This is a genomic window from Pseudogracilibacillus auburnensis (assembly GCF_003201975.1).
Classification (GTDB): Bacteria; Bacillota; Bacilli; order Bacillales; family Amphibacillaceae; genus Pseudogracilibacillus; species Pseudogracilibacillus auburnensis.
The window spans coordinates 189,853-206,896 of sequence record NZ_QJJQ01000008.1 but is presented as its reverse complement, the minus strand read 5'-3'; the positions used below and the strand labels follow the sequence as shown (position 1 = coordinate 206,896).

At 35.0% G+C, this 17,044-nt stretch carries 13 protein-coding genes and 1 pseudogene; 6 read left to right on the top strand and 8 right to left on the bottom strand.

Translation table 11 applies throughout. The features are described from left to right. Positions 1–153: 153 nt before the first annotated feature. Together ltaS and DFR56_RS12575 are read right to left on the bottom strand one after the other, a co-directional pair. Positions 154–2,235: a lipoteichoic acid synthase gene (ltaS, locus tag DFR56_RS12580; RefSeq protein WP_110395788.1), complete on the bottom strand. Its 2,082-nt coding sequence runs from the start codon at positions 2,233–2,235 to the stop codon at positions 154–156. A 324-nt stretch (positions 2,236–2,559) separates the two neighbouring features. Continuing rightward, positions 2,560–3,180 (bottom strand): spore coat protein, encoded by a 621-nt coding sequence (locus DFR56_RS12575; RefSeq protein WP_242694544.1) that lies wholly within the window; start codon positions 3,178–3,180, stop codon positions 2,560–2,562. Positions 3,181–3,393: 213 nt separating this feature from the next. Here DFR56_RS12575 and DFR56_RS12570 point away from each other — a divergent pair, with 213 nt between their 5' ends. Further along, a complete protein-coding gene (locus tag DFR56_RS12570; RefSeq protein WP_110395787.1) occupies positions 3,394–4,716 on the top strand; it encodes a uracil/xanthine transporter in 1,323 nt (440 codons plus the stop codon). Positions 4,717–5,298: 582 nt separating this feature from the next. On the opposite strand, the gene DFR56_RS12565 is transcribed toward DFR56_RS12570, so the two are convergent. Further along, positions 5,299–6,054 carry an exodeoxyribonuclease III gene (locus tag DFR56_RS12565; protein ID WP_110395786.1) on the bottom strand — a complete coding sequence of 252 codons (756 nt, stop codon included), beginning with the start codon at positions 6,052–6,054 and terminating at the stop codon, positions 5,299–5,301. Between the two features lie 293 nt (positions 6,055–6,347). Between DFR56_RS12565 and DFR56_RS12560 the strand changes: the two genes are divergently transcribed. Genes DFR56_RS12560 through DFR56_RS12545 form a run of 4 tightly spaced genes read left to right on the top strand, consistent with a single transcriptional unit; the run spans position 6,348 to position 9,507 of the window. After that, the gene (locus DFR56_RS12560) at positions 6,348–6,731 is read left to right on the top strand and encodes a GntR family transcriptional regulator (RefSeq protein WP_110395785.1); all 384 of its coding nucleotides are present in this window, start codon (positions 6,348–6,350) and stop codon (positions 6,729–6,731) included. Further along, positions 6,732–7,421 carry an ABC transporter ATP-binding protein gene (locus DFR56_RS12555; protein ID WP_110395784.1) on the top strand — a complete coding sequence of 230 codons (690 nt, stop codon included), beginning with the start codon at positions 6,732–6,734 and terminating at the stop codon, positions 7,419–7,421. It abuts the gene before it with no gap. Continuing rightward, on the top strand, positions 7,418–8,254 hold the full coding sequence (locus DFR56_RS12550) for a hypothetical protein (protein WP_110395783.1): 837 nt from the start codon (positions 7,418–7,420) through the stop codon (positions 8,252–8,254). The genes DFR56_RS12555 and DFR56_RS12550 overlap by 4 nt, the downstream gene beginning before the upstream one ends. An 11-nt stretch (positions 8,255–8,265) precedes the next feature. Further along, positions 8,266–9,507 carry a hypothetical protein gene (locus tag DFR56_RS12545; RefSeq protein ID WP_110395782.1) on the top strand — a complete coding sequence of 414 codons (1,242 nt, stop codon included), beginning with the start codon at positions 8,266–8,268 and terminating at the stop codon, positions 9,505–9,507. 70 nt (positions 9,508–9,577) lie between these two features. Here the strand turns inward: DFR56_RS12545 and DFR56_RS12540 are convergent, their stop codons facing one another. Beyond that, the gene (locus DFR56_RS12540) at positions 9,578–9,913 is read right to left on the bottom strand and encodes a thioredoxin family protein (RefSeq protein WP_110395781.1); all 336 of its coding nucleotides are present in this window, start codon (positions 9,911–9,913) and stop codon (positions 9,578–9,580) included. Positions 9,914–10,480: 567 nt separating this feature from the next. Here DFR56_RS12540 and DFR56_RS12530 point away from each other — a divergent pair. Then, positions 10,481–11,629, top strand: a pseudogene (locus DFR56_RS12530) (transposase). Positions 11,630–11,857: 228 nt separating this feature from the next. On the opposite strand, the gene DFR56_RS12525 reads toward DFR56_RS12530, so the two are convergent. The 4 genes from DFR56_RS12525 to DFR56_RS12510 form a co-directional block, all read right to left on the bottom strand. Then, complete coding sequence (locus DFR56_RS12525) at positions 11,858–12,529, bottom strand: CotY/CotZ family spore coat protein (protein ID WP_110395779.1); 672 nt, start codon at positions 12,527–12,529, stop codon at positions 11,858–11,860. Between the two features lie 551 nt (positions 12,530–13,080). Continuing rightward, positions 13,081–13,749 (bottom strand): CotY/CotZ family spore coat protein, encoded by a 669-nt coding sequence (locus DFR56_RS12520; RefSeq protein WP_158525629.1) that lies wholly within the window; start codon positions 13,747–13,749, stop codon positions 13,081–13,083. A gap of 299 nt (positions 13,750–14,048) precedes the next feature. Beyond that, positions 14,049–14,735 carry a beta-phosphoglucomutase gene (pgmB, locus tag DFR56_RS12515; protein ID WP_110395777.1) on the bottom strand — a complete coding sequence of 229 codons (687 nt, stop codon included), beginning with the start codon at positions 14,733–14,735 and terminating at the stop codon, positions 14,049–14,051. 16 nt (positions 14,736–14,751) lie between these two features. Further along, entirely contained in the window at positions 14,752–17,034 is a 2,283-nt protein-coding gene (locus DFR56_RS12510; protein WP_110395776.1) for a glycoside hydrolase family 65 protein, read from the bottom strand. Positions 17,035–17,044: the final 10 nt, after the last annotated feature.

Sequence of the window (17,044 nt, the reverse complement as noted above, 5' to 3'; positions counted from 1 at the left end):
AAATACTCGGTGACAAGCTTTAGTTTAAATTCTTCACTATATTTGGCCATAAAAACACCCCCGAAAGTTAGATTTTCTACTCTAACTTTCGGGGGTCGGTACCAAGCGAGACTTTTTACTCTAGCTTTAGGGGGAGGTTACCGCCTATGCGGGTTATTTTCTATCTGTATCATTTTCTTTGCTTACGTTATCTTCTTTACTATTAATGGAGCCATTCGTTGAGCTATGATCCAAGTAATCATTTTCCGCTTCATCGTTGGTTTCTGTCTCAGGATCATCAAGCCATTTATTTTTTAAAAACGAGCTGACTATTATTTGATTTTCATCATAAAAATAATCTTTTGCGTTAACAGGCTCCCACTTTTCTGTTGGTGAGTAGAATCTTAATAAATCCCCTTGTAATACTTTATCAGAAAGACTTAACTCATGTTCTACCTTAAGCTTGATATTCTCCAATTCTTCTGTTGGCTCTAGCTCTTCACCAGTATGATTATCATAGAAAATCCCTTTCACCATTGCGTAATCTTCTGTGAAAAAGTCCCCATTTCTGAAGGCAACTAAACCATTGTGTTTTTCAGAGAATAAGTCTGTACCAAATTGAATATAATCTTGCGCTTTAATTCCTAATAAATGTAATAAAGTAGGCATCACATCAACTTGACCTGAATAATTGTCGATTGTACCTTTACCTTTTACTTCAGGAATTTTTATCATAAACGGAACACGTTGTAACTCAGCATACTTAAACGGAGTTACTTCTTCTCCAAACAATTCACTTAAAGCACGAGTATGATTTTCCGAAATACCATAATGGTCTCCATAGAGCATAATAATTGAATCTTCATATAAACCGGCTTCTTTTAAATCGGTAAAAAACTGCTCAAGGGATTCGTCTAAATATCGAGCCGTTTGGAAATAACGATCTACTGAACCGTCATTTGTCTCCGCTGGCGCAATCGTAGCATCCTCTTCATCAATTAGATATGGATGATGGTGTGTTAACGTCATAAAATGTGCATAAAAAGGTTGTTCCATTGATTCTAATATAGGCATTGATTCCTTAAAGAAAGGTTTATCTTTTAAACCATAACCAATAACTTGATCTTCGCTCATATCATAATAAGCTTCATCAAAGAAATAATCAATACCGAGCTCTTTGTATATTTCATCACGATTCCAAAACGATTTCCCATCTCCATGGAATACAGCACTCGTATACCCTTGGTTTTGTTTAAGTACTGCAGGTAGTGCTTGATACGTATTTTTTCCTTTCGTAACAAATGCAGCACCTTGCGGTAAGCCATACAAAGAGTTATCCATAATTAACTCTGCATCGGCTGTTTTTCCTTGTTCTGTCTGATGGAAAAAGTTTTCAAAATACGTAAAATTATTTGTTTGATCATGAACTAAAGAGTTAATAAAAGGTGTAACCTCTTCACCATGTAACTTGTAATCAATTAAAAAAGATTGAAAAGATTCAAGGTGAATTTTTATAATATTTTTCCCTTCAGCAACTCCAAATAATTTGTCATTTGGCTCTATATATTTATTATCTGTATAATTTTGAACTTCTGTAATATCATTACTGTCCGCTAATACCCGTTCAGTTGATGTTTTCAAATTTTGCAATGCATCATAAATCGTAAAATTATATGCACCCAAATATTTAACAATGTAGTTTCGATCAAATGTTCTTTTAAGTAGTTGAGGTCGATCGACTTCTGCTAAACCTAGATTAATAGAAAAAACAAGCACACCTGCAGTCATAATAAGTATTGGTTGTTTAAATCTCATTCGCTTACTGGACCAAACTTGTCTACTTGCTCTAAACAAAAGGATTAGTATAACTATATCTAGGAAATAAAAAATGTCTGTCCAAGTTACTAGACTTAAAATACTACTACCTAAACTACCGAAGTTACTCGTTTGTGTAAGTACAGGTAATGTAATGAAATCACTATTGAAGCGGTAAAAGACAACATTTGCATATAATAATAGACTCATAAATAGTTGAATAATTATGATAAACCCACCAACTCTACGTCCTCTAGCAAATAATGCTATTCCGAGAAAAACGAGTGTTGAACTAATTGGATTCATTAATAATAGAAAGTGTTGTAACAGATTTTGAATGTCCAAGTTGAATTCATACAAATAAATAATATAGGACTTCAGCCAGATAAAGATAGCTGCGATAGTAAAGAATCCCATTTTTGAAGAAATAAAATTCTTCATTCTATATTCACCTCTAATTTTTTAAATAATTTAGTGGATGGTTTGGACAAATATATATAATACTAAAGAATTTACAAAAAATCAACAATAAATTCACCAGAAATATACAAATGAATAAATAGTCCTAATAAATACCTCATTAAAATAAAATCACCTACTTAAAAAAATAAATAGGTGATCTTGCTCAAATATCATTATATGTGTAGGTTATTCATAACATGCCTAAAATAGTATGCATTTGTTCATGAAACTGCGAATATTTTGCCTGCATGTTAAACATGATTACTGAAGATGAGCATTCTAATGTACAGAAATACATTTGCATTAGTGTGACATATTACCTTGTATTGGTGCATAACTGTTCATGATCGCTTGCATATCTTGTTGTTGGAATTGTGGAACTTGGTAATATTGGTGTTTGTTTTGGTATAGATACATTTCAAAAGCCAGTTCAATTACATTCGGCACGCTATCAGCAAACACTCTTCTTAACACAGGGTTTGTTGCTTCTAGAGCGGCTAGTGTAAAGTGAGAAGCTATTCCTTTTAAATGTCCAAGAACAGCACTTGAAATACATTCATCCGTAATTTCATTTATTGATTGAATTGGCGTTTTGGGTGCTGATGGTTTCATTCCATAAATCGACTTATTATCTTCTTCCATATTGTATGTTTGTGTTTTCACCGCTGGATCTTGACCAGTTTTCAATGTATCGACAATCGTGTTATATAGTTGCGTTAAAAAAGTCCGTTGTCTTTGCATCATAGTAGAAAGCTGTTGATCTTGAATATGTTGGTCATAAATGACATAATGTTCTAACCCTCCAGATAAAGCGCCTATTGCTTCGTGAGCATCCATAAGCTCATGTCCACCAAATTGCTGTTGAGGTGGCATTTGACTTGACTGTTGCATCCCTTGATTTTGTTGTTTATTTTGATTGAACAAAATAATTCCTCCTTTACAATTTTCATCAGTTATTTTGAACCAATTACGTTAAAATATACGAATTTATACAATAATTTTAATTACTGATACAGTAAAAAAGACAATTCAATACAGAATTTCGACTATTCGAAAAAATATAGATAATTATTTAAAATGAAAGTAGGAATATGTTACGATAGACACAGAGGACATCACAGAAATGAGTGGGTATTCGTGAAAGAATTACAAGAGGCAAAAAATTGGATAGCGGGTTTACAATGGTTTTTTTTTATTTTCGCTAATATTGTCATCATACCTATTACTGTCGGGGAGGCTTTTGGATTAAATCAAGCCGAAATTGTTCCACTATTACAATTATCATTTATCGTGACAGGACTTGCTTGCTTAGCCCAGGCCTTAGTTGGTCATCGCCGCCCGATTTTAGAAGGTCAGTCCGGTTTATGGTGGGGAATATTTCTAACACTTGTAGCTACGACTTCTGCACAAGGAATGCCGATTGAGGTATTAGGAGGAAGTTTGGCCTTGGGTGTAATCATTTCAGGAATAATCACCATTCTTATCGGTATAACTGGTGTCGGGCCCACTATTGCTAAATTGTTTACCCCAGCGGTAATGGGTGTATTTATGTTCTTACTTGGATTAACATTAATTCAAATATTTTTAAAAGGGATGCTCGGTATTCCTTTCGGTTCTGCTGCAGAGCAAATTGCAATTAATTTACCCGTGGCAGGACTCGCAATTGTTATTGCATTATTAGTGATCGTTATTAGTATAAAATCACCAGCTAGCGTTAGAAGTTATGCTCTTTTAATAGGAATCATTGTAGGATGGATCGTCTATACGGTGTTGTTTGGGGTAGAGGGAAACAGTTCAGGAAATTTAGGAAGTATGAAACTATTTCCATTTGGATATTTAACATGGGATACTGGCGTTGTAGTAACTGCTGTATTAGCAGGTTTATTAAATATTTCTAATACATTCGGTTCCTTAAAAGGGACAGATGAGATGCTCCAAGTAACAACAACAAATAAAGATTATGTATCCTCCTTTTCCATTACTGGTTTAGCAACTGTCGGTGCAGGATTGTTCGGTTTAGTTCCGTATGCACCATTTGTTTCGTCGATAGGATTTTTAAAACAAACGAATATATATGATCGCATTCCTTTTATTATTGGAAGTTTTATGTTCTTGATGATGGGAGTCATCCAACCGATCGGGACATTTTTTTCTAGCCTACCATTAAGTATAGGAAGTGCGGTATTATTCGTTGCTTATTTACAATTATTTAATTCGTCCATGGACTTTTTTAAAGGCATTTCATTTAATACGTTAAATGTGTATCGCTCAGCTATTCCATTATTTGTTGGTGTTATTATCATGACATTGCCGGCATCATCATTTGAATCCATTCCTGCATTTATTCGGCCATTTATGAGTAACGGACTTTTAGTTGGAATCGTGTTAGCGCTTTTTTTTGAAAATGTAATGAACTGGGATCGTGTCGGTGCGACATTAAAAGATCATAAAGGTAGCTAAGAATAATAGAGAAATCTGCTTTGAGCAAATGTGGCAGTGGTCTATATGAAAATTTTGTTTACTTATATTGCAAAGCTTATCATATATGGTATGGTAGGAATAAAAAATACCTAGGACGCTGTAATTGCAATAAAACCCTATTCAGTTGCATATGTTCCAAAAATTACTCGTACAGCTAGCTCTATGAAGTAAAAAGTTAATACATAAACCAGGTGTCCCAAAATTTATTGAGACACCTGGTTTATTTTAAGGTTCTTGAAATCCGAATATAGCGATAAGACAAAAAAATCCAAAATAAATGATCATCAAAGAATGTAAAGAAACTAAAGTGTGCCGCATAGTTCCTTTTACACTAAAAAAAGCACTTATAACGCCTAAAACACTTACAAAAATGGGTGTAAATATGCTGATGCTATAAAAGTATTCAACAAAAGCAATGTTCCAATCTTAGAAAAGATACAGACCCATAAAGAATGAAAATAAGAAACAAATAATGGACAGTCCAGTAAAAAATCTCCTCAATTTATCACCGCCACTAATTCAGTCAGATTTTGCTTAACAATGATAACTGTACACAAAGCTTTATAAATTTATATCTAATCCGATCGGGCAATGATCACTGCCCATAATTTTTGCATCAATATGTGCAGCTTGTAATTTGCTAGTAAGCCGTTCTGAGACGATAAAATAATCGATTCTCCAGCCAATGTTTCGTTCGCGAACGGTTTTCATGTAAGACCACCATGTATATAGTCCTTCCGTTTCGGGGTGAAAATACCGTAATGTATCCACAAAGCCAGATTCAAGTAAGCGGGTCAATTTAGTACGTTCTTGGATGGTAAATCCAGAATTTCCTTCGTTTGCTTTCGCATTTCGTATATCGATATGCTGATGTGCAACATTTAGATCCCCGCATAATATGACTGGTTTTCGACTATCAAGCATATGAATATGAGAAAATAAATCCTCTTCCCATTGTAATCGTTTTTCAAGTCTTGCGAGGTCTCGTTGTGCGTTGGGTGAATAGATGTTTACTAAGAAAAACTCAGCAAATTCGAGTGTAATAATTCTTCCCTCTGAATGATTATTTTCTTCATTTAGTCCATATTGTACAGATAATGGTGTTTTCTTTGTAAACACAGCTGTCCCTGAATACCCTTTTTTATCTGCATAGTTCCAATAACTTTCATATGCATCTAAATCTAAATCGAGTTGTCCAGCATGTAATTTTATTTCTTGTACCGAAAAAATATCCGCATTTATATGAGAGAAGTATTCTAAAAAACCTTTACGTACACAGGCTCGTAATCCGTTTACATTCCATGAAACAAGCTTCATTCAGTAATCCTCCTACATACAGCAGTTAATTTTTGTCACTTTATAGGTCTTTTACAGTTTAACATGATTATGCTTTTATATATAGAAGGAGTGTTACGCGTTAAATAGATTGGTATATTACAAAGTAACTTTTCTTTTCACTTCTTATTGACATTTCGTATGTATTAATCTTATAATACAATAAGACTGTATTAAGGTTGTGACACAGGAGAATGGATGTGCGGACGATTTTTTTAAATTATGTGTATTAACCTGTTAATACAAAATAATTACCTAGTTTAGGGGTTGGTGAGATGCGTTTAAAATTAGATAGTCGTGCCCCTGTATATGTACAGGTGATTCGATATTTCAAAGAACAAATCGCCAGTGGTGCATTGGAAAAGGGGAAAGAAATCCCATCAAGGCGAGAATTAGCAAATACGCTTAAAATTAATCCGAATACGGTTCAAAGAGCCTATAAAGAGATGGAGGAATTAGGGTTGATTAATACGGAGGGAAATTTGCCAAGTAAAGTGACGAAAGATGATGTAATTATTCGCCAAGTACGTGAAGGACTTTTAACAGAAGCAATTGATACCTTCGTTACTTCCGTGCAGGCTTTACAAATACCGCTTGAAGAAGTAATTCCGTTATTAAAAGAGAGTTATGAAAAGGAAAGAGAGTCAGGAGGGATTTAGATGATCGAAGTAAAAGATATAACGAAATCCTTTGGTAGAAAAAAAGTGTTAACTGGTGTTTCATTTACAGCATCTAAAGGAGAAATTACTTGTTTAATTGGGGTAAATGGAGTAGGAAAAACGACTGTATTAAATGCTATCATGGGATTAACCTCAACAAATAGTGGGGAAATATTAATTGATGGTAAAAAAATTAATAAGGAAAGTTATGAAAAAATTACTTTTATTCCTGACACGATTACAATGTTACCAACGATGCGTATTCATGATGCATTTGAATTTATGAATGATTTTTATCAATCTTGGAATGAAGAAAGAGCGAAGGAATTACTTACTTTTTTTAGACTTCAAGGACATGAGCGAATTTCTGACTTATCAAAGGGGAATAAAGCAAAAGTAAATTTACTATTAGGACTTGCACTCGATGTAGATTATGTTTTAATGGATGAACCATTTTCTGGGATAGATATTTTTAGTAGAGAACAAATTGCTGATGTGTTTACATCCCATTTAATAGAAGATCGTGGTGTTATTATTACAACGCATGAAATTAAAGATATTGAGCATTTAATTGATAAAGTAGTCTTGCTTGATAATGGGATTATTTTAAAGGAATTTAATGCAGAACAAGTGCGCGAAGAACAAGGAAAGTCAATTATTGACGTCATGAGGGAGGTTTTTCGAACATGAAAAATTTCTTCAAACTACTAAACTTTGAAATAAATCGCTTTATGAAATTATATGTCGTTTTATTAGTTACGGTGTTTGTATTACAAATTATTGGAACGATCATAGCAGCAAAAGGATATATGCGGATGGCAAATAATGCTGTACTTCAAGGTGGAATGAGTCAACTTGAATTTATTGAAACATACGAAAAATTTAGTATATCAAACGCATTATATTCCGTTTGGTTTTTAGGACCAATAGCTATCGGTGTAACAGCATTACTTTTTTATGTGTTTTTCATTTGGTATCGCGATTGGTTTGCAAAAAATACCTTTATTTATCGCTTATTAATGTTACCAACAACGAGAATGAACATTTTCTTTACAAAAGCAACGACTATCATGCTTACTGTTTTAGGTCTTGTTGCATTTCAGATTGTTTTACTTGTGCTCCATAACAATATTATTAAATGGATTGTACCTAAAGTGTATAGGATAGATTTATCGATTATTGAAATTGCTAACGCATTTGAATATTTATCGATTATTATTCCTAATGGGTTTGCAGAATTTGTGATTGCGTATGGTTTAGGATTTTCATTTGTAGTCGTTATATTTACAGCAATATTAATGGAAAGAAGCTTTAAATTAAAAGGGATCATTTTAGGTCTGGCTTATATCTCTGCTTCTTGTTTGCTTTTCTTGTCGCCATATTCTATTCAATACTTGATTACCGGAAAAGCATATTTATATCCTGAAGAGCTATTTATCGTCCAAATAGGTATATGGATCATCAGTGTTACAGTCTCATTAATTGTAAGCCGTTATTTACTTAAAAATAAGGTAACAGTGTAAGGAGGGTGAAGATGAAAAAGTATGGGAAATTAATTGCATTGGTGATATTTACGGCTGTTATATTTGGAGTCTTTTATGTAAATGCGAAGACGTTGACAAGTACATTACCGCAATTTAGTTTTCATAAACTTGAAGGTAACGATCAAGCTGTAGAATCCCTTGTTGTCAATGGTGATATATTTTCAAGTATTTATGGGGAGTCATTTCAAATCGATCAAGAAGGAACTAAATATAGAAGAGATAAATCATTCATCCACCGATCTGTTGGATATTACCGTCCAATCGAAATAGAAAGATTACAAAATGAATATCGCAATTTTATGCGTGGAAAAGAAGAGGACCCGAACGCATTTTTTGAAAATGATGATGTGTTAGCATATGGGTCTACTCCGTATGATTTTTGGAGTTTCAGTTTCGATAACTTTACATTTGAAATAGCTGTCTTAGATAAGCATACAAATAAAACAACTTCCTTTTCTTTACCTATTCCAAATAGGAAGGACTTTTGGTATATCGAACCGTATGGTGTGAAATTTAAAGATGATACATTATCGATGGTAACAATGAATTCTATCTATGATGAATTGAGTGAGGAAGAAAATACTCAAGTCCATATTTATACATTTGATACAAAGAAAAAACAGTTAATAAATGATGAAGTCATTATTGATTTAACTTCGCGAAATTCAGAAGTGGGTTATTCCAGTATTGATTTAATGTTAAATGACAAAACGGACGAGGATCAATTAATTGTACTTCATAGTTTTACTAGTTATATGGAATCTTCAGGTAACGAAATAGTGGATGAATATACAGAAGTTGTAGAAATGAAAGAAGCTATTAAATATAACTTCGAAACAGGCGAAAAAGAAGAGATCGTGCTACCTAAGGATGAAGATATTGGTATACCTTTTGCGTTTGTAGATAATACATTATATTTTGCCAAGGTCGCCAATAAAAACTTAACTATTATTGGATATGATTCGGATGGAAAGAAACTGAAAAATAATTTGGATATTCCATTGATTAATAAATATGTATCTACATCAGATATTATTTATCAAGGACTCGTTAAAGATAGCGTACTTTATTTTGTCCCAAGTTCAATTGATTATGATGAATTAGGTTCTATTATAGTAGTAGATTTGAAATCATTGACATTAAGTTATAGTGGACAAATTGCTATTTCTAATCCACCTGAAAATGGTGAATGGTTGGATATATACTTTAATAATCCTGAACTTAAAAATTAGTTTATACATCATTTAAATTATGATGCAATCCCCCCTTTTTTTTAACATACAGAAAACATGGTTGATTATATTAATCAACCATGTTTTCGTATATTCGGGCAATTTTTTTGTCCAAAAGCTCTGTTTGTACGATCCTTGCCTCCCGTAAATATTCTTTTCCATTTACAAAAAGGAGTAACACAGGAGCTGTAAAAATTGAGAAAAGTCCAGCAATCTCTGTCACCTTGCTAGCATCTATTGTTCGAGCATGAATGTTTGGATATTTGGCGATGATTCTTTCTATTTGTGGTTGAAGTCCGTGACAAACAGAGCAATTGGGCTGTGTAATATATAAAAAAGTAAATGTATGATGATGAATAAAGGTTTCTGTTTCTTTTATGGAAGATAATGGTTTGAATGGAGTCATATGCTTTTTCACCTCTATGTACATGATACTCCAAATACACATCCAGGTATAGAAAGTGGCTCTAAGTTAACGGAAAAAAAGAGACCGGGACAAAAGTGTTTTCACCAAAGAAAAACCCGAACAATGGTAGCTGCATATAACCCGCTCTGGAAATATACTTCGCTTTCACCACAGGGCATAAGAGCGACATCTGTTCAACCTGCGCTATCGCTTGTTTTCACAGTGTCTCCTTTACCGCGGGCGGCTGGTGAGCCTCCTCGTGCTGACGCACTGTGGGGTCTCACCGATGCCTTTCCTGAGGGCACTGAAAAAGTCTCCCACGGTTAGCGCGCGTGTGTTCCATCCGAATCCACTACGCTTTCCACGGGCAACGCCTCAACTAACTTCATAAGTTTTTCCAAAACTTATGAAGTGGATTTTCGGCTGTTGCTTTTCCCGTAGGAGTCTTCGTGGATTCGATTTCCACACAAAAGGGGAAATACTGACTTTTTCTTTATCATTCATGGAACGAAAGTTACTTAATATTTGGTATAATTTTTGTAATGAAATGATACGAGGTGGATGACAATGATATCTGGACAAGCTCAATTCAATTTAAGCCCATATAGTGTAATTTATGATTTAGTAGTTCCCAAAGATAACTTTTTGAGAAGGATGAATGAACTAGTTGACTTTACATTTGTATATGAGGAATTGGAATCAAAGTATTGTCTAGATAACGGACGCCAGGCGATATCACCGATTCGTATGTTCAAAAGCAGTGAGGAAAACCATTTACAAAACTGATCCAGCTTTTAAGAAAGAATTCCCCAAAAAGCCAACATCATCTGATATTGAAGAGAAGCTAGCTTATTAAAAAAAAGTCATAGAGGTAGTGGAAAACCAAGCACAACACGCAACGATTCCTGTGGTCAAAGAAAAAACTAAATGTATTAAAGGAAGCTGTGGAGGATTTCACACTAGAACTGAGTTACTCCATAGATGAGGATGCTCGATTTGGACACAAGGCAGAAGATTCTTCTTTCTTTGGATATAAAACACATATTGCAATGAGTGATGAGCGTATTATTACAGCCTCTGTTGTCACTACAGGTGAGAAAAATGATGGAAATATCTACAGGAATTAGTCGAGAAAAGTAAGCAAACTGGAATGAAAGTTGACACAGTTATCGGGGATACAGCTTATTCATCCAAAGATAATATTGCCTACACAAAAAGCCATGACATAGATTTGGTTTCTAAATTACATCCAATTGTTACAAATGGGACACGTAGGGAAGCTGATGGTTTTGTATATAATAAGGATGCTGGAACATATATGTGCAAGGCAGGACATTTAGCCACAAATAGGAAGGTGGACAAATCCAAATCTGATAAGAAAAATGTTCGTCACCGGTACATGTTTGATGTAGAAAAATGCAAGCTTTGCCCATTTAGGAAAGGATGTTACAAAGATGGAGCAAAAACAAAATCATAGTATGTATCGATAAAATCAACCGAACATCAGAAACAAAAAGCCTTCCAAGAAACTGAAGAATTTAAACTATTATCTAAGGAACGGTATAAAATAGAAGCAAAAAATGGTGAATTAAAACAAAGACATGGGTATAAGAAAGCTATTGCCGCAGGTCTGTTTGGCAGGTACAAGGTGCAACGACAATATTTGCGGTCAATCTGAAAAGGATATTGAAACTAATGGATGAAAAAATGGGATAAAATCCCCTTAAAAAAACCGATATAAAAATTAAATGGAGAAAATGGGGGGAAATACCCCAAATTCTCCTTTATCTCTTCATATAAATTAATGGATTTTTAAATATGGGTGTTTTTCAGTACCTTCCCTTTCCTCCCGCAGGAGTCTACGTATATTTCCTACGCTAAGTTAATGCATTATTCGTCTTTCGATATGGTCGTTTTAGTTATGCTCCAGCCTCAAAAGTTTCCTTAACAATCGTCTTCATCAAAACGTCTAGCACGTAAAGGGGTAATTGGGTCAAGACAAGTAATAGCACAGAAACAATCTAAGTCCACAGTTATACAGATACCCGTAGCGCGAAAATCGCGAATTTCTCTATCAGGGAAGAAGTCACAAACTGTTTTACGATCACATTTTTCATGATGTTCGTGATGGTGTTCACCGTGTTTTCTATCATGATGTTCCCCACGTTCTTCGTGTTCACGATGCCCATGATGATGTCTAACTGGACGTAATAGCTCCAGTCTAACACAGTCCTCTTCGCCTTTTACGAAGTTTTTCGCTCGGAAAATAGGTGACTCTTCACAAACAAAGGCATGTCGTTCTCCTCGTCTATGGCGTTCCCTTCTCACACCACTTCCGATGAATGGTTTACAACCTTCTCTACAAAATAAGATGAATGGAATCGTATTGTGTCTAAGCCGTCTGCGATTTTCTTCAAAAGGCGAGATTAATTCACCAATCGATTCATCACAGCTCGTAAAGCAAGTATCTTCTTCAGCTTCAACCGCTCTCCGTTGTGCACGAATAATACGCCTTACTACATCTTTTACGCAATGTTCCTCTTCAAAACTTCCTCCACTACAACCCCCACTACAACCGCCACTTCCTCTATTACAACTTCCACTTCTGCAATGCACGATAAAAACAGCTCCTTTAACTTTTTAATTACACTACACTATATGGTGGGAAGTTGTTTATAGGTTGTTTGATCGTCTATTTTCTAGTAAAAATGAGTGAGTGTCTTGATTTTAATAGAAAATGTGCTAGTCACTTGGGGAAAACATCGCTACCTTCCTATTTATTTAGACATATACATATACTATCTAAACCAAGACTTAGAGTAGATTAATCCCAACCCATGTTTCTAAGCCAGCTGATCACTGGCTTTTTTTCATGCTTTCTTTAAAGTGAAAATAGTAGTTTCGCACAGGTTAGTTAATCTGTTTTTTCTTTACTAGACTATTGTTCCATGCCTGCATCATGTTCGATCATATTAAATCTACTGTCTTTGAAACGACATAATTCGCACCATGTAGAAGCTGTTTGTCCTCAACACGCGACTGCAAAAATATGTGCACATTTAATGGACTGAATTCATGAGGTGCATTATGCTCAAAATAAACACCTGTAAATAGCTCTAAGTTAACGGAAAAAAAGACTGCATGTTAATATGCAGTCAAAAGTTTCCTTAACAATCGTCGTCTTCATCAAAACGCCTAGCACGTAAAGGGGTAATTGGGTCAAGACAAGTAATAGCACAGAAACAATCTAAGTCCACAGTTATACAGATACCCGTAGCGCGAAAATCGCGAATTTCTCTATCAGGGAAGAAGTCACAAACTGTTTTACGGTGACAATGCTTATCGTGTTCGTGATGGTGTTCACCGTGTTTTCTATCATGATGTTCCCCACGTTCTTCATGTTCACGATGCCCATGATGATGTCTAACTGGACGTAACAACTCCAGTCTAACACAGTCTTCTTCGCCTTTTACGAAGCTTTTCGCCCGGAAAATAGGTGACTCTTCACATACAAAAGCATGTCGTTCTCCTCGTCTACGGCGCTCCCTTCTTACACCACTTCCGATGAATGGTTTACAACCTTCTCTACAAAATAAGATGAATGGAATCGTATTGTGTCTAAGACGCCTGCGATTTTCTTCAAAAGGCGAGATTAATTCACCAATCGATTCATCACAGCTCGTAAAGCAAGTATCTTCTTCAGCTTCAACCGCTCTCCGTTGTGCTCGAATAATACGCCTTACTACATCCTTAACACATTGTTCTTCTTCAAAATCACCCCGTACATCATCGTGAAAACTACCCCTAGTACTACAACTTCCACTTCTACAACTCACTATAATACAACTCCTCTATTATTTTTTAATTACAGTAATACTATATGTGGGGAGTTGTTTATAGGTTGTTTGATCGTCTATTTTCTAGTAAAAATGAGTGAGTGTCTCGATTTTAATAGAAAATGTGCTAGTCACTTGGGGAAAACATCGCTACCTTTACCGCAAATGGACATATACATAAACTATCTAACCAAGTCTTGGAATAGATCAATCCCAACCCATGATTGTATGAGCCGGCTGATCACTGGCTTTTTTTATGCTTTCTTTAAAGTGAAAATTAGTAGTTTCGCACAGGTTAGTTAATCTGTTTTTTTCTTTACTAGACTATTGTTCCATGCCTGCATCATGTTCGGTAATGTTAATGCTTCTGTCTTTGAAACGACATAATCCGCCTCATGTAGAAGCCGTTTGTCTCCAACACCGACCGCAAACATATGTGCATGTTTAATGGACTGAATTCCACTAACAGCATCCTCGATGCCGATACAATTTTCTGGAGCTACTGAGAGTCCCTTTGCAGCTAATAAATAGATATCAGGCGCAGGCTTTCCTTTTTTTACGATTGCAGCATCTGCAATAAAATCAAATGATTGGAATAAATCAAGTGATTTGAGGATGGCAATCGCATTTTTACTGGCAGATGCTAATGCTAATTTGTAGCTTGAGCCTTTTATTTCTTCCAGTAACTCTACTATTCCTGGGAGAATATCCCGCGGAGTTATGTCAGATATTAGTTTTCGATAATACAGATTTTTTGTCGTCGTTAACTCGACTTTTTCTTTTACTGTATATTTCTGATTCAAATGATGGATAGCGAGAATTTTTTCTAATGAATCCATTCTACTCAAACCCTTTAATTGTTCATGCATGTTTTCATCTATGACTATTCCAAATTTCTCAGATGCTAACCATTTCCAAGCTTTAAAATGCAAATGTGCCGTATCGGTAATGACACCATCTAAATCGAAAATAAAAGCCTTTATCATTTCAGTACCTCCTTCTTTATGACATAGAAATTGCATTGTATTTATTTACGATTACTTCTTTACCCCAAACATAAATGGATAGGGGGGATCCTTTTAATAATTCGATATGAAAATCGGCTTTTGATACGGTAAATCGAAGTATCCGGTTTTGATATTGTAAATGAAATGAATATTCCTCCCATTGTTTAGGAAGCTGTGGTCGAAAATGAAGTCCGGATTCTTTCAATCGCATCCCCGCAAATCCAACGACAATGCCCATCCATGTTCCACCCATATTTGCCATATGGAGGCCATCTTTCGTATTGCCTTGCGTATTATCTAAATCAAGACTTGCTGACTGAATAAAATAATTGTATGCTTTCTCTAAACAACCAATTCGGGCGGCCATCATGCTAAAAACACAAGAAGATAATGAAGAATCATGTGATGTTATCTTTTCATAGTAATGAAATGAGTTCTTCATCACTTTTTCAGATTGTTCTTCCTCTATTAATAAGTGTGCAAGTACCGTATCTGCCTGCTTGCATACTTGGTAACGATAAATAGTTAATGGATGGTAATGTAAAAGAAGTGGATAATGTTCCTTTGGTACATTGGTAAAATCCCACTTTTTCTTTTGTAAAAAAGTATCATCTTGTGGATTGATGTATAAGTCTTTATCAATAGGCAAATACATACTTTCCGCTGCACATTTAAAAGAAATAAGTTCTTTCTCCGTAATCGTCAGCCTTTCTTTAAAAGCTTCCCAAAAGGTTTCATCAGACTTCTGTAACAGGTGGCAAACCTTTACTGCCCATTGTAAATTTTGCTTTGCCATTACATTTGTATAATAGTTATTGTTGACGATACAAGTGTATTCATCAGGTCCAGTGACCGCATCAATACGAAAGGAGTTGTCATAGTAATGTCCAGCGTCGATCCATAGACGGGCTGTTTCAATTAATACTTCTGCCCCAGCACGCTTCATAAACTTGAGATCATTTGTCGCCAAATAATATTGAATATAGCTATGGGCAATGTCTGCACTAATGTGATATTGAGCTGTTCCTGCTGGAAAGAAAGAGGAACATTCAGTACCGGAAATAGTTCGCCAAGGAAATAGGGCTCCCTGTTTATGTCCCATTTCGATTGCTCGCTCTTTCGCGTGCGAAAGAATGGAATATCGATACAATAATAGTTTTTTTGCAACATCTGGATCCGTCATAATAAAAATTGGTAGTAAATAAATTTCGGTATCCCAAAAATAATGACCTTCATATCCTTCACCAGATAATCCTTTTGCAGCAATATTTGATATCCCATCTTGTCCGGTTGATTGTAAAATATGAAATAAATTAAACCGTATTGCTTTTTGTAGCTTTCGATCTCCTTTTATACAAATGTCCGCACGACTCCAGAAATCTAGCAAATACGTTTGTTGTTCATTTTTTATTTTTTCAAAAGAAGTAGATGCTAGTTCGCTTTTTAGATTTACTAACGTGTTGGCAAGATGATCGTAACGAATAGAATCAGCAAAAAATGTTCGTTTTTCAATTTTTGTCGTTTCTGTTAATAAGAAGGTAGCCGTTGTTGTGAATGATGTATCATCCTTGGAATATTCATATGAAACGTCCGAATTGTCAACGGATAAGTCAGTTAATGTAGCAACCGATAAGTTTGACTTAGATGTTTGTAATTCGATATAATTTGCGTCATCTACATGCTCCATTCGTGTTATTGCTAATCGTTTTTCGCCATCATGGCCAACTCTAGGATCAGTTGGATCGATAAAGTTATGAACATTTCCATCCAATTTGCTTACTACTTGAATGGGGATATCTCCACTAATTGGCTTAAGAGTCATGCATTGGACAAATAAATTTTTCGTTGTAAACGACGCTAATCGTTTTATATTGATGATTATTTCATGGCCAGAAAGTGATTGCCATTGAATATTGCGTTCAGTATAACCTTTATCAACATATAATGATCGTACATAGGAGATGACTTTACCTTCTTGTAAAGAAAACTTTTCCCGCCATTCTCCTTCTCCCAACCAAATTTCCATTGTCTGTGTATCGGTAATATTAAGGGACTTTTGTTGTGTTTCAGGGAATGCATACATTTTTTCTCCATAAGAAATTGGAACGTCATCATAAAATCCGTTCACATAAGCACCACGTATTGTATTAGGGGGGTGTAAGTTGTTTTCTTCTAAATTTCCGCGAACGCCGATATATCCATTTCCAGTAAAAAACAAACTTTCTTCCAATAATAGCTTTTCAACATCAGTTGAATATGATTGTATAGTCCATGACATAAATATTTAC

Bases quoted from the DNA above. Each gene is read 5' to 3' on its own strand.
- pgmB (WP_110395777.1), bottom strand. From the start codon at position 14,735: ATGATAAAGGCTTTTATTTTCGATTTAGATGGTGTCATTACCGATACG.
- DFR56_RS12565 (WP_110395786.1), bottom strand. From the start codon at position 6,054: ATGAAGCTTGTTTCATGGAATGTAAACGGATTACGAGCCTGTGTACGT.
- DFR56_RS12540 (WP_110395781.1), bottom strand. From the start codon at position 9,913: ATGACTCCATTCAAACCATTATCTTCCATAAAAGAAACAGAAACCTTT.
- ltaS (WP_110395788.1), bottom strand. From the start codon at position 2,235: ATGAAGAATTTTATTTCTTCAAAAATGGGATTCTTTACTATCGCAGCT.
- DFR56_RS12560 (WP_110395785.1), top strand. From the start codon at position 6,348: ATGCGTTTAAAATTAGATAGTCGTGCCCCTGTATATGTACAGGTGATT.
- DFR56_RS12555 (WP_110395784.1), top strand. From the start codon at position 6,732: ATGATCGAAGTAAAAGATATAACGAAATCCTTTGGTAGAAAAAAAGTG.
- DFR56_RS12545 (WP_110395782.1), top strand. From the start codon at position 8,266: ATGAAAAAGTATGGGAAATTAATTGCATTGGTGATATTTACGGCTGTT.
- DFR56_RS12550 (WP_110395783.1), top strand. From the start codon at position 7,418: ATGAAAAATTTCTTCAAACTACTAAACTTTGAAATAAATCGCTTTATG.
- DFR56_RS12510 (WP_110395776.1), bottom strand. From the start codon at position 17,034: ATGTCATGGACTATACAATCATATTCAACTGATGTTGAAAAGCTATTA.